General features: G+C 74.2%; 12 protein-coding genes. 9 read left to right on the top strand and 3 right to left on the bottom strand.

The features are described 5' to 3' along the window. The first annotated feature begins 5 nt into the window (after positions 1 to 5). Together AF335_RS07290 and AF335_RS07295 are read left to right on the top strand one after the other, a co-directional pair. Entirely contained in the window at positions 6 to 764 is a 759-nt protein-coding gene (locus AF335_RS07290) for an SDR family NAD(P)-dependent oxidoreductase (RefSeq protein WP_102917900.1), read from the top strand. Then, a complete protein-coding gene (locus AF335_RS07295; RefSeq protein WP_102917445.1) occupies positions 743 to 1,846 on the top strand; it encodes a threonine aldolase family protein in 1,104 nt (367 codons plus the stop codon). Before AF335_RS07290 ends, AF335_RS07295 begins: the two co-directional genes overlap by 22 nt. A 68-nt stretch (positions 1,847 to 1,914) precedes the next feature. Here the strand turns inward: AF335_RS07295 and AF335_RS07300 are convergent, their stop codons facing one another. Further along, a complete protein-coding gene (locus tag AF335_RS07300) occupies positions 1,915 to 2,643 on the bottom strand; it encodes a lysophospholipid acyltransferase family protein (RefSeq protein WP_102917446.1) in 729 nt (242 codons plus the stop codon). 314 nt (positions 2,644 to 2,957) lie between these two features. On the opposite strand from AF335_RS07300, the gene AF335_RS07305 reads away from it, so the two are divergent. From AF335_RS07305 to AF335_RS07325, 5 genes are all read left to right on the top strand, one after another. Beyond that, entirely contained in the window at positions 2,958 to 3,284 is a 327-nt protein-coding gene (locus tag AF335_RS07305) for a TlpA family protein disulfide reductase (RefSeq protein WP_102917901.1), read from the top strand. A 237-nt stretch (positions 3,285 to 3,521) separates the two neighbouring features. Continuing rightward, positions 3,522 to 4,013, top strand: a complete 492-nt coding sequence (locus AF335_RS07310) for a flavin reductase family protein (protein ID WP_102917447.1) — start codon at positions 3,522 to 3,524, stop codon at positions 4,011 to 4,013. Positions 4,014 to 4,201: 188 nt separating this feature from the next. After that, the gene (locus AF335_RS07315) at positions 4,202 to 4,987 is read left to right on the top strand and encodes an electron transfer flavoprotein subunit beta/FixA family protein (RefSeq protein WP_087924966.1); all 786 of its coding nucleotides are present in this window, start codon (positions 4,202 to 4,204) and stop codon (positions 4,985 to 4,987) included. Between the two features lie 113 nt (positions 4,988 to 5,100). Beyond that, the gene (locus tag AF335_RS07320; RefSeq protein ID WP_102917448.1) at positions 5,101 to 6,063 is read left to right on the top strand and encodes an electron transfer flavoprotein subunit alpha/FixB family protein; all 963 of its coding nucleotides are present in this window, start codon (positions 5,101 to 5,103) and stop codon (positions 6,061 to 6,063) included. A 184-nt stretch (positions 6,064 to 6,247) separates the two neighbouring features. Continuing rightward, positions 6,248 to 7,522, top strand: a complete 1,275-nt coding sequence (locus tag AF335_RS07325; RefSeq protein WP_102917449.1) for a DUF6986 family protein — start codon at positions 6,248 to 6,250, stop codon at positions 7,520 to 7,522. 7 nt (positions 7,523 to 7,529) lie between these two features. Here AF335_RS07325 and AF335_RS07330 read toward each other — a convergent pair whose 3' ends face one another. Then, positions 7,530 to 8,519 carry a LacI family DNA-binding transcriptional regulator gene (locus AF335_RS07330; RefSeq protein ID WP_102917902.1) on the bottom strand — a complete coding sequence of 330 codons (990 nt, stop codon included), beginning with the start codon at positions 8,517 to 8,519 and terminating at the stop codon, positions 7,530 to 7,532. Between the two features lie 181 nt (positions 8,520 to 8,700). Between AF335_RS07330 and AF335_RS07335 the strand changes: the two genes are divergently transcribed. Together AF335_RS07335 and AF335_RS07340 are read left to right on the top strand one after the other, a co-directional pair. Beyond that, positions 8,701 to 9,714: an ROK family protein gene (locus tag AF335_RS07335; protein ID WP_102917450.1), complete on the top strand. Its 1,014-nt coding sequence runs from the start codon at positions 8,701 to 8,703 to the stop codon at positions 9,712 to 9,714. 309 nt (positions 9,715 to 10,023) lie between these two features. After that, the gene (locus AF335_RS07340; protein WP_102917451.1) at positions 10,024 to 11,061 is read left to right on the top strand and encodes an NUDIX hydrolase; all 1,038 of its coding nucleotides are present in this window, start codon (positions 10,024 to 10,026) and stop codon (positions 11,059 to 11,061) included. A gap of 18 nt (positions 11,062 to 11,079) precedes the next feature. On the opposite strand, the gene AF335_RS07345 is transcribed toward AF335_RS07340, so the two are convergent. Continuing rightward, entirely contained in the window at positions 11,080 to 12,459 is a 1,380-nt protein-coding gene (locus AF335_RS07345) for a dipeptidase (protein ID WP_102917452.1), read from the bottom strand. Positions 12,460 to 12,585 lie beyond the last annotated feature (126 nt).

Genomic DNA, 12,585 nt, shown 5'->3' on the forward strand with positions numbered 1-12,585 from the left:
CGAAGATGAGCATTCCGACGAACGGCGGCCGCCTGGACGGCGCCGTGGTGGCAGTGGCGGGAGCGGCCGGCCCGGCCGGCCGCGCGGCCCTGCTGCGCCTGGCCGAGGCCGGTGCCACGGTCGTCGCCGCCGACGCCGACCCCGCCCGCCTCGCGGAGGCCGTGGACGCCGCCCGCTACGCCCACGGCGGCGCCACCGTCACCGGCGACACCGTGGACCTCCTGGACCTCGACGCCACCCGGGCCTGGGCGGACCGCACGGAGAAGGAGTTCGGCCGCATCGACGGCCTCGTGCACCTGGTGGGCGGCTGGCGCGGCTCGTCGACCTTCGCCGAGACCGACCTCGCCGACTGGGAGCTGCTGGAGAAGCTGCTCATCCGGACGGTGCAGCACACCTCGCTCGCCTTCGAGGGCGCCCTCCAGCGCGCCGGCAACGGCCGCTATCTCCTGATCAGCGCCGCGGGCGCCGGCAAGCCCACCGCGGGCAACGCCGCCTACGCCGCCTCCAAGGCCGCCGCCGAGGCATGGACGCTCGCGCTCGCCGACTCCTTCCGCAAGGCGGGGGGCGAGGAGGGCCCGAAGGCGGCCGCTGCCATCCTGGTGATCAAGGCGCTGGTGCACGACGCCATGCGCGCCGAGCGCCCGACCGCGAAATTCGCGGGCTTCACGGACGTCAAGGACCTGGCCGAGGCCATCGTCGGCGTCTGGGATATGCCCGCCCAGGAAGTGAACGGAACCCGTCAGTGGCTGACTCCGCAACCGTGACCCCGGCACCCTCCTCGGGGGCGACCGACGCGATACGCCGGCACGACCCCGAGCTGCGCGGCTTCGCCAGCGACAACTACGCGGGCGCCCACCCCGAGATCCTCGCGGCGCTCGCCCTCGCCAACGGCGGTCACCAGGTCGCCTACGGCGAGGACGACTACACCGCCCATCTCCAGGACGTGATGCGCGCCCACTTCGGGCCGGCCGCCGAGGCGTTCCCGGTCTTCAACGGCACCGGTGCCAACGTGGTCGCGCTCCAGGCGGCCACCGAGCGCTGGGGCGCGGTGGTCTGCGCCGGCTCCGCGCACATCCACGTCGACGAGTGCGGGGCGCCCGAGCGGGTCGGCGGCCTCAAGCTGCTGACCGTGCCGACCGAGCACGGCAAGCTCACCCCCGAGCTCATCGACCGCGAGGCATGGGGCTGGGACGACGAGCACCGCGCGCAGCCGCAGGTCGTCTCGATCACCCAGACCACCGAGCTGGGCACCTGCTACACCCCCGAGGAGATCCGGGAGATCTGCGACCACGCCCACGAGCGCGGGATGAAGGTCCACCTGGACGGCGCGCGGATCGCCAACGCGGCGGCCACCCTCGGCGTCCCGCTGCGCGCCTTCACCACCGACGCGGGCGTGGACCTGCTCTCCTTCGGCGGCACGAAGAACGGCATGGTCTTCGGCGAGTGCGTCGTCGTGCTCAACCCGGACGCCGTGCGGGCGATGAAGCACCTGCGCAAGATGTCGATGCAGCTCGCCTCCAAGATGCGCTTCGTCTCCGCGCAGTTCGAGGCCCTGCTCACCGGCGACCTGTGGCTGCGCAGCGCCACGCACGCCAACGCCATGGCCACCCGGCTGGCCGAGGCCGTGCGGCCCGTCGAAGGCGTCGAGGTCCTGCACCCCGTGCAGTCCAACGCCGTCTTCGCCCGGCTCCCGCGCGACGTCGGCGAACGCCTGCAGAAGCGGTACCGCTTCTACTTCTGGGACGAGGCGGCCGGCGACGTCCGCTGGATGTGCTCCTTCGACACCACCGAGGGCGACGTGGACGCCTTCGCCGCGGCGGTCGCGGAGGAGATGGGCAAGCGGTAGCGCACCCGGGAAGACGCGCGCGCCCGGCCGTGGGCCCACAGGCTCACGGCCGGGCGCGATCGTTTCCGCTAGCGGCGGTCCAGGACCGCGGCCTCGGCCGGGGTCGGCGCCGTACCGCCCAGGTGGGCCGGGATCCACCAGGTGTCGGACGCGTCCTTGGGACGGACCGGATAGGCCCGCTGGGCGGCCTCCAGCAGCTCCTGGACGCGCCCGCGCACCCGCTCGGTCACCGTGTCCGCGTGCTCGGCCGGATCGGCGGCCAGCGGCTCGCCCACCCGCATCGTGATCGGGATGTGGTGACGGCCCAGGTTCCGCTTGTGCCCCTTGGTCCACAGCCGCTGGGTGCCCCACAGCGCCATCGGGAGCAGCGGCACCCCCGCCTCCTGCGCCAGCCGGGCCGCGCCCGACTTGAAGTTCTTCAGCGTGAAGGACTGCGAGATCGTCGCCTCCGGGAAGACCCCGATGATCTCACCCGAGCGGAGCGCCGACAGCGCGTGCTTGTAGGCGTCCATGCCGGCCGCGCGGTCGACGGGGATGTGCTTCATCGCCCGCATCAGCGGACCCGACACCTTGTGCCGGAACACGGACTCCTTCGCCATGAAGCGCACCAGCCGCTTGGCGGGCCGGGCGGCCAGGCCGCAGAAGACGAAGTCCAGGTACCCGATGTGGTTGCTCACCAGGACCGCCCCGCCGCGCTGCGGAACGTGCTCGGTGCCCTGGATGTCGAAGCGCAGGTCCAGCGCCTTGAACATGGTGCGGGCGGTACCGATCACCGGGGGGTAGACGAGCTCTGCCATATCGGACAATCCTCTGGGCCTGGGGAGGGGGCTCCCGGCTGAAGTTACGCGGCCGTAGGTTGTCGGCCCGTGCCGAATCGTGCCTGATCGTCCGGGTCAGGGACCAGCGAGGGCCCCTCGCGGGCCGGGAGATTCTCATCACGTCGGTCCGTCGTCCGGTTACCGCCGAAGGTACACCGCGTCCCCCGGGGACAGCCCCCGGAAGGCACCGGGCGGAAATTTTCGCGCCCCCGGCGGTGCTGCAATCGGCGGAACCCTGCGGGCCCGGCCCGTACGGCGGACCACACGAGGACAACGACGGCGGAGGGAAGAACGTGCCGGGGCGGGACGAAGGGGTGCGGCTCGACGCCGCCGACATCGGCGCGGAGCTGGGTGAGCGGGCCACGCTCGTCCAGTTCTCCAGCGCCTTCTGCCAGCCGTGCCGGGCGACCCGGCGCACCCTCGCGGAGGTCGCCGCCATGGTCGAGGGCGTCGCCCACGTCGAGATCGACGCGGAGGCCCGCCTCGGGCTCGTCCGCGCCCTGCGGATCGCCGCCACCCCCACCACGCTCGTCCTCGACGCGCACGGCCGCGTCGTGCGCCGGGCCGCCGGCCGGCCGAGAAAGGCCGATGTCATCGCGGCCCTCGGCGAAGCGCTGTGATCGCCGTGATCCGTCTCCCATGTGCCCGGCGGCACTTGACGCTGCGCGCCTCGAATCGTCAGTGTGACGTTATGTGGCCTGGACCGCTTCTCCACGGACGCGTTCCGTACGGACGCGCGCACATCGATCTGCTGCGGACCGCGAGCGCGCGCTGTCCGGGTCGGTGACCTCCTCGCGCTCGTCACGCTCCCGCTTCGACAGCACCTCCGGTCCGACCTCCAGCAGAAGGACAGCTCCATGACGGTCACGCCCGCCCTCGCCACCCCCGAACTGCTGCGCTCCGTCTTCCGCCGGCACGCCGCCGGCGTCGCCGTGATCACGGCGCGGGGCACGCGTCCGGTCGGTTTCACCGCGACCTCCCTCACCTCCGTCGCCGCCGAACCCCCGCTGGTCTCCTTCGGGGTGGGCACCGGCTCCTCCAGCTGGCCCGTGCTGGCCGAGGCGGAGCACGTCGGCGTGCACATACTCGGCGAGCACCAGAAGGAGCTGGCCGGCACCTTCGCGCGCAGCGGCGCCGACCGGTTCGCCCCGCCCACCCGCTGGCGGGACGGTCCCGAGGGAGTGCCGCTGCTCGACGGCGTCCTGGCCTGGATGGTGTGCCGCGTCGTGGCCAAGGTGCCCGCCGGCGACCACCGTCTGGTGCTCGCCGAGGTCGTCGCGGGCGACCCCGGCGGCGCGGGCCGTCCGCTCGTCTACTACCAGGGGCGCTTCAACGGTCTGCGGGACTGAGACGTCCCTGATCCCCGCGTTGGGCAGATCACAGCCGACCGCCCTTGCGCTCCGGTGACACGCTCGATGTACTGACGAGTAACATTCCGCTCGGGGCGCAGGCCGGTCCGACCGGAATCCGCCCCACAAGGCGCCTATGCTGCCTGCACAAGGCAGCTACGAAGAGACGATGCAGTAGGAGAGCCGGCGTGAGCTTGAGGATCGTTGTCTGTGTGAAGTACGTGCCCGACGCCACCGGCGACCGGCACTTCGCCGAGGACCTGACCGTCGACCGTGACGACGTGGACGGCCTGCTCTCGGAGCTCGACGAGTACGCCGTCGAGCAGGCGCTGCAGATCGCCGACGAGGCGGACGACGCGGAGATCACCGTGCTGACCGTAGGCCCCGAGGACGCCAAGGACGCGCTGCGCAAGGCGCTCTCCATGGGTGCCCACAAGGCCGTCCACGTCGAGGACGACGACCTGCACGGCACCGACGCGCTGGGCACCTCGCTGGTGCTGGCCAAGGCCGTCGAGCACGTCGGCTACGACCTGGTCATCTCCGGCATGGCCTCCACCGACGGCGGCATGGGCGTGGTCCCGGCCATGCTCGCCGAGCGCCTGGGCGTCCCGCAGGTGACCCTGCTGTCCGAGGTGGCCGTGGCCGACGGCAAGGTGACCGGCCGCCGTGACGGCGACGCCGCGAGCGAGCAGCTCGAGGCGTCCCTCCCGGCCGTCGTGTCCGTCACCGACCAGTCCGGCGAGGCCCGTTACCCGTCCTTCAAGGGCATCATGGCGGCCAAGAAGAAGCCGGTCGAGTCCCTGGACCTCTCCGACCTCGGCCTGGAGGCCGAAGAGGTCGGTCTGGAGGGCGCCTGGACGAAGGTCGACGAGGCCAACGAGCGCCCGGCCCGCACGGCCGGCACCGTCGTCAAGGACGAGGGCGAGGGCGGCAAGCAGCTCGCCGAGTTCCTCGCGGGCCAGAAGTTCATCTAGCGGCCGGTCCGGGGGAGGGCCCGCCCGCCCCCGGAGCGCACCGCGGCTGAGCTTCCGTCAGCCCGTAAGAACGCCGTCACCCGCCCTAATTTTCCGCTCAGGAGTGCAATCCCATGGCTGAAGTCCTCGTCTACGTCGACCACGTGGACGGCGCCGTCCGCAAGCCCACCCTCGAACTGCTCACCCTCGCCCGCCGCATCGGCGAGCCCGTCGCCGTGCACCTGGGTGCCGGCGCGGACGCCGCCGCCGCGACGCTGGCCGAGTACGGCGCGGTGAAGGTCCTCACCGCCGACGCCGCCGAGTTCGCCGACTACCTGGTCGTGCCGAAGGTCGACGCGCTGCAGGCCGCGTTCGAGGCCGTCTCCCCGGTCGCCGTGCTCGTCCCGTCCTCCGCGGAGGGCAAGGAGATCGCGGCCCGTCTCGCGGTCCGCATCGGCTCCGGCATCATCACCGACGCCGTCGACCTGGAGGCCGGTGCCGAGGGCCCGGTGGCCACGCAGTCCGTCTTCGCGGCCTCGTACTCCACCAAGTCCCGCGTCACCAAGGGCACGCCGGTCATCACCGTCAAGCCCAACTCCGCCGCCCCGGAGGCCGCCCCGGCCGCCGGTACGGTCGAGCAGCTCGCCGTCTCCTTCGGGAGCGCGTCGACCGGCACCAAGGTCGTCTCCCGCACCCCGCGCGAGTCCACCGGCCGTCCGGAGCTGACCGAGGCCGCGATCGTGGTCTCCGGCGGCCGCGGCGTCAACGGTGCCGAGAACTTCTCCCTCATCGAGGGCCTGGCCGACTCGCTCGGCGCGGCCGTCGGCGCCTCGCGCGCCGCCGTCGACGCCGGTTGGTACCCGCACACCAACCAGGTCGGCCAGACCGGCAAGTCGGTCTCGCCGCAGCTGTACATCGCGGCGGGCATCTCCGGTGCGATCCAGCACCGCGCCGGCATGCAGACGTCGAAGACGATCGTCGCCATCAACAAGGACGCCGAGGCCCCGATCTTCGACCTGGTCGACTACGGCGTGGTCGGCGACCTCTTCGAGGTCGTCCCGCAGCTGACCGAGGAGGTCAAGTCCCGCAAGGGCTGACCCCGCTCACCCCTGGGCCCCCGTACGCGCGCGTACGGGGGCCCAGGGCGTTCCCGGGCCCGTATCCCTCCGGCCCGGCGCCCGGATCCCGTGCGCCCCGGGGCTGTTGACCTTCCGCCCCGGCCGTCGATAGCTTCGCGGGACGGACAGTCGGTTCCGTTCAGCGGAAGTACGGAGGCGTGCCATGGGGCAGCAGCGGACGGTCGCGACCACTCTCACGCGCGCGGTGACGGAACGGATCGGCGCCTCCCTCGCGGGCGTCGACGCCGAGCTCGCGCGCCGCTACCCGGGCGATCCGGGCACCCGCCAGCCCGTCCACACCGTCTACGTACCCGCCGACGCCCTCACCGCGGACACCCCGCGCTCCTGGGGCGACCAGGCCCTCGCCGCCCTCGACGCGCACGCCCCCGACGCAGGCGCGTTCGCCGCCGTCCTCGGCATACCCGACGACCTCGCCGGGCCCGTCCACGCGCGCGTACGGGCCAAGCTGGAGCGCGAGCCCGTGGAGGACCTGCGGATCGACTTCGAGGACGGCTACGGGCCACGGCCCGACGACGAGGAGGACGCCGCGGCCGGGCGGGCCGCCGAGCTGGTGGCCCGGGCGTGCGCCGACGGCACCGCCACCCCGTACGTGGGCATCCGGATGAAGTGCCTGGAGGCCGCCGTCCGCGAGCGGGGCGTCCGCACCCTCGACGTCTTCCTCACCGCCCTGATGGACGCGGGCGGCCTGCCCGGCGGACTCGTCCTCACCCTCCCCAAGGTGAGCTACGCCGAGCAGGTCGCGGCGATGGCCCGGCTGGCCGAGGAGTTCGAGAAGGCCCGCGGCCTGGAGAGCGGTCGCCTCCGGTTCGAGATACAGATCGAGACCACCCAGGCGGTGCTCGGCGCCGACGGCCGCGCCACCGTGGCCCGCATGATCGACGCGGCCGAAGGGCGCGTCACCTCCCTGCACTACGGCACCTTCGACTACAGCGCCGCCTGCGGGGTCGGCGCCGCCCAGCAGTCCCTCGCCCACCCGGCGGCCGACCACGCGAAGGCCGTGATGCAGGTCGCCGCCGCCGGCACCGGCGTCCGGCTCTCCGACGGCTCGACCAACGTCCTGCCCGTCGGCCCGACGCCGCGGGTGCACGACGCCTGGCGGCTTCACCACCGGCTCGTACGGCGCTCGCTGGAGCGCGCCTACTACCAGGGCTGGGACATGCACCCGGGCCATCTGCCGACGCGGTACGCGGCGGTGTACGCCTTCTACCGGGAGGGGCTGGAGGCCACCGCCGCGCGGCTCGCCGCGTACGTCGCCCGCTCCGGTGGCGAGGTGCTGGACGAACCCGCCACCGCCCGGGCGCTCAGCGGCCATCTGCTGCGCGGCCTGGACTGCGGGGCCGTCGACGCGGCGGAGGTCGCCGGGCTCACCGGGCTCTCCCGCGCGGACCTCGACCGGCTGGCGGGGCGGGCCGGGTAGCGGGCGGTCAGCTCTCGGCGGGCGGGAGTTCGCCCGAGCCGCGCACGACGAGACGGGTCGGCAGCTGCACCCGCCGGGGCGCTTCCGGCACCCCGTCCAGGCGGCGGAAGAGCCGCTCCGCCGCCGTGCGGCCCAGCCGGGCCGCGTCCTGGGCGACGACGGTGACGCCGGGGGAGAGCAGATCGGCGAGCTCGAAGTCGTCGAAGCCGACGAGCGCGACCGGGCGCTCGGCCCGGGCGAGGACGCGCACCACCGTGACCGTCACCCGGTTGTTGCCCGCGAACAGGGCCGTGACCGGCCGGGGCCCGCCGAGCATCCGCTCCGCCTCCCACCGGACGCGCTCCGGGGCGGTCGCGCCCAGCGACACCCAGGCGTCGTCCACGGGCAGCCCGGCTTCGGCCATGGCCGCGCGGTAGCCGCGCAGCCGCTCGGTGGCGGTGTGGATGTGCGGCTGGTCGCCGAGGAACCCGATCCGGCGGTGGCCGTGGGCGAGGAGATGGGCGACGCCCTCGCGGGCGCCCCCGAAGCTGTCGGAGAGCACGACGTCGGCGTCTATCAGGCCGGCCGGGCGGTCCACGAAGACGGTGGCGATGCCCGCGGCCATCTCCGGCTCGAGGTAACGGTGGTCGCTGCCCGCGGGGATCACGATCAGGCCGTCGACCCGGCGGGCGCAGAACGCCAGCGCCAGCTCGCGCTCGCGCTCGGCGTCCTCGGCGCTGGAACCGTTGATGAGCAGCGCCCCGTGGGCCCGGGCCACCTCCTCGACGGCGCGGTTGAGCGGCGCGTAGAAGGGGTCGGCGAGGTCTTCCAGGACGAGCCCGATGGAGGCGGTCCGGCCCTTGCGCAGGATGCGCGCGCTGTCGTTGCGGCGGAAACCGAGCGCGGTGATCGCGTCCCGCACGCGCCGCTCGGTGTCCGGGGTGACGCCCGCCTCGCCGTTCACCACCCGCGAGACGGTCTTCAGCCCCACCCCGGCGCGCGCGGCCACGTCCTTCATGGTCGGACGGGTGCCGTAGCGCTGCTGAGGACTGATCTCGACCACGGTGCATCTTCCTTCGCGCGGGACGCCGGGAGTACGGGGTGACGTCGAGCATAGAGCCTGGACAACGTTGTCAACTCTGGGGAGACTGACGACCTCACACCATCCCGCACGCCGTGGACCAGGAGAGATCGCCTCCATGCCCGTCTCTGAGCCCGCCGAGACCGCCTCCGGCCCCGCCCCCGGCGCCGCGTCCCCGCCCCCCGGCCTCGTCGCGGCCCTCGACATCGGCGGAACCAAGATCGCCGGCGCGCTGGTGGACGCCCGGGGCGAACTGCTCGTCCGGGCGCAGCGGCCGACGCCCGCCCGGGAGGACGGCGCGACCGTGATGGACGCGGTGGCCGGGGTCCTGGAGACGCTCGCGGCGTCGGACGACTGGGCGCGGGTGCGCGCGGTGGGCATCGGCAGCGCCGGGCCCGTGGACGCCTCGCGGGGCACCGTCAGCCCGGTCAACGTCCCCGGCTGGCGGGGCTATCCGCTCGTGGCGGAGGTGGCGCGGCGGGTCGCCGGACGCCCCGTCACGCTGGTCGGCGACGGTGTCGCGATGACCGCCGCCGAGCACTGGCAGGGCGCCGCGCGGGGCCGGGCCAACGCGCTGTGCATGGTGGTGTCCACCGGGGTCGGCGGCGGCCTCGTCCTCGGCGGCCGGCTGCACACCGGACCCACCGGCAACGCGGGGCATATCGGCCACATCAGCGTCGACCTCGACGGGGACACCTGCCCGTGCGGGGCACGCGGCTGCGTCGAACGCATCGCCAGCGGCCCCAACATCGCGCGCCGGGCGCTCGACGCCGGCTGGCGCCCCGGCCCCGACGGCGACCGGAGCGCCGCGGCCGTCGCGGCGGCCGCACGCGGAGGGGACGCGGTGGCCCTCGCCTCCTTCGAGCGGGCCGCGCAGGCCCTCGCCGCGGGCATCGCCGCGACGGCGACGCTGGTGGAGATCGAGGTGGCCGTCATAGGGGGTGGCGTGGCGGGGGCGGGCGAGATCCTCTTCGCGCCGCTCCGCGCGCGGCTGCGCGACTACGCGACACTGTCCTTCGCGGCGGGCGTCGAGGTGCTGCCCGCCCGGCTCGGCGCCGACGCGGGCCTGGTGGGCGCCGCCGCCGCGGCGGCCCAGGACATAGGGCTCTGGCAGGTGCCCGAGGCACCCTGAGCGGCGCTCCGGTCGTAGGGCGGGCCCGACGGCGGCGGTACGGCCCGCTGGACGCCGCCGACCTGTCGGCCCGTCACGGCCCCCGCGCCCCGGTCACCCCTCGGGCGGCACCCCGCCCCGGGCGGGACGGCGTACGCACCGGTCGGCGCGGCCGGGAGCGCGCCGGGCGAGCCCCGCACGGGGGCGCGGAGGCGGATACCGGCCGCCGGCGGGCGTCCGGGAGCCCCACCGTGCGTCATGCCGCTCGTACGCGTTTCCGTGGCAAGGTGTTCCGGGCACGTCACAGGGGCCTACGGAGAAGGGGGAACCGTGATCGTCTGGCTGAACGGCGCGTTCGGTGCGGGGAAGACCAGCACGGCGAGGGAGCTGACGGAGCTGGTCCCGGGCAGCACCCTGTACGACCCCGAGGTGATAGGCGGGGCGCTGGGCCACCTCCTGCCGCCGAAGAGACTGGGCGAGGTCGGTGACTACCAGGACCTGCCGAGCTGGCGCCGGCTGGTCGTGGACGCGGCCGCCGCGGTGCTCGCGGAGGTCGGCGGGGTGCTCGTGGTCCCCATGACCCTGCTGCGGCAGGAGTACCGCGACGAGATCTTCGGTGGGCTGGCCGCGCGGCGCATCCCGGTCCGGCATCTGCTGCTGGAGACCGACGAAACGATCCTGCGCGCCCGTATCGAAGGCCGCGAGGACTTCCCGGACGACCCCGAACGCACCGAGTCCGTCCGGCGGTGGTGCCGTGACCACATCGGCCCCTACCGGGCCGCCCTGCCCTGGCTCCGGTCCGACGCCTTCGCCCTAGACACCGGTGCGCTGACCCCCCGGGAGGCCGCCGAACGGGTGGCCGACGCGCTGCGCACCGGCGCCGCCGGCATCTGCGCGATCGTCCAGACCCCCGAGCCCAGGGCCGAGACCCTGGCCGCCGGGGTGCTGCTCTTCGACGAGGAGGACCGGGTGCTCCTCGTCGACCCCACCTACAAACCCGGCTGGGAGTTCCCCGGCGGGGTCGTGGAACCGGGCGAGGCGCCCGCCCGCGCCGGCGTGCGGGAGGTCGCCGAGGAGTTAGGCGTCGAACTGCCCTCCGTGCCCCGGCTGCTCGTCGTCGACTGGGAGCCGCCGAACCCGCCCGGTTTCGGCGGGATGCGGTTCCTCTTCGACGGCGGCCGGCTCCCGGGCGCGGACGGGGACCGGCTCCTGCTGCCCGGTTCGGAACTGCGCGGCTGGCGCTTCGTCACCGAGGACGAGGCCGCCGCGCTGCTGCCGCCCGTCCGTCTGAACAGGCTCCGGTGGGCGCTGCGCGCCCGCGAACAGGGCCGCCCGCTCAATCTCGAGGCGGGCGTGCCCGTCGGCTGACGGCCGGTCCGGCCGGCGTCAGTTCCGGCTGTCCGCGTAGTGGGTGAGGAAGAGGGCCTCGGCGAGCGAGAGCCGCTCCAGCTCCTCCGGCGAGACGCTCTCGTTCACCGCGTGGATCTGGGCCTCCGGCTCGCTCAGGCCGATCAGGAGGATCTCCGCCTCGGGGTAGAGGGCGTCCAGCGTGTTGCACAGCGGGATCGAACCGCCCATGCCGGAGACCTGCATCTCCTGGCCCGGGTACGCGACGCGCATGGCCTCGGCCATCGACGCGTACGCCGGGCTGGCGGTGTCGGCGCGGAACGCCTGGCCCTGGCCGACCTGTTCCACGGCCACCCGCGCGCCCCACGGCGCGGCCGACTCCAGGTGCGCCGTCAGCAGCTTCGTCGCCTCGGTCGCGCACGTGCCCGGCGGCACCCGCAGGCTGACGAGCGCCCGGGCGCCCGCGTGCACGGCCGGGGTGGCGCCGACGACCGGCGGGCAGTCGATGCCCAGCACGGTGACGGCCGGGCGCGCCCACAGGCGGTCGGCGACGGTGCCCGAGCCGATCAGGCCCACCCCTTCGAGGACCTTGGCGTCCTTGCGGAACTCCTCCTCCGGGTACTGCAACCCCTCCCAGCTCGCGTCCGACGGCAGGCCGTCCACCACGGTGGTGCCGTCCTCCGCGCGCAGCGAGTCGAGGATGCGGATCAGCGCGGCCAGCGCGTCCGGGGCCGCCCCGCCGAACTGGCCGGAGTGCAGATTGCCCGCCAGCGTGTCCACCTGGACGCGGACCAGCGTCATGCCGCGCAGCGTCGCCGTCACGGTCGGCAGGCCCACCCGGAAGTTGCCCGCGTCGCCGATGACGATGGCGTCGGCGGCCAGCAGCTCGGGGTGCTGCTGCGCGTAGCGCTCCAGGCCGCCGGTGCCCTGCTCCTCCGAGCCCTCCACGATGACCTTCAGGTTGACGGGGACGCCACCGTGCTCCTTCAGCGCCCGGACGGCGGTGAGGTGCATGATTAGGCCGCCCTTGCAGTCGGCGGCCCCCCGGCCATACCAGCGGCCGTCGCGCTCGGTCAGCTCGAACGGCGGCGACAGCCAGGCGGCCTCGTCCAGCGGGGGCTGCACGTCGTAGTGCGCGTAGAGCAGCACCGTGGGGGCGCCTGCCGGGCCCGGCAGGAAGCCGTAGACGGACTGCGTGCCGTCCGGGGTGTCCAGGAGCGCCACATCCGTGAAGCCCTCGGCGCGCAGCGCCCGGACCACCCAGTCCGCCGCGGCCTCGCACTCGCTGCGGGGGAACTGCGCCTCGTCCGCGACCGACGCGAAGGCCACGAGCTCCGCCAGCTCCGCCCTGGCGCGGGACTGCAGGGCGGCGACGGTCTCCGCGAGCGCGGTCGGCGTGGCGGGCGAGGACGGTTCCATGGGAACGCTCCTTGGGGGCGAGGCGTTATATCCGTACGTACGGGCGATTGTCTGCTGATCCTCCCATGGTTCGCCGCGCGGCTCCTCCGTAGGTCCCCGCCGCCGGGCCCTCGTGGCGCGCGGCCA

It is taken from the genome of Streptomyces eurocidicus (assembly GCF_002891295.1).
Taxonomy (GTDB): Bacteria; Actinomycetota; Actinomycetes; order Streptomycetales; family Streptomycetaceae; genus Streptomyces; species Streptomyces eurocidicus.

Bases quoted from the DNA above. Each gene is read 5' to 3' on its own strand.
- AF335_RS07290 (WP_102917900.1), top strand. From the start codon at position 6: ATGAGCATTCCGACGAACGGCGGCCGCCTGGACGGCGCCGTGGTGGCA.
- AF335_RS07300 (WP_102917446.1), bottom strand. From the start codon at position 2,643: ATGGCAGAGCTCGTCTACCCCCCGGTGATCGGTACCGCCCGCACCATG.
- AF335_RS07310 (WP_102917447.1), top strand. From the start codon at position 3,522: ATGACGGTCACGCCCGCCCTCGCCACCCCCGAACTGCTGCGCTCCGTC.
- AF335_RS07320 (WP_102917448.1), top strand. From the start codon at position 5,101: ATGGCTGAAGTCCTCGTCTACGTCGACCACGTGGACGGCGCCGTCCGC.
- AF335_RS07325 (WP_102917449.1), top strand. From the start codon at position 6,248: ATGGGGCAGCAGCGGACGGTCGCGACCACTCTCACGCGCGCGGTGACG.
- AF335_RS07330 (WP_102917902.1), bottom strand. From the start codon at position 8,519: ATGAAGGACGTGGCCGCGCGCGCCGGGGTGGGGCTGAAGACCGTCTCG.
- AF335_RS07335 (WP_102917450.1), top strand. From the start codon at position 8,701: ATGCCCGTCTCTGAGCCCGCCGAGACCGCCTCCGGCCCCGCCCCCGGC.
- AF335_RS07345 (WP_102917452.1), bottom strand. From the start codon at position 12,459: ATGGAACCGTCCTCGCCCGCCACGCCGACCGCGCTCGCGGAGACCGTC.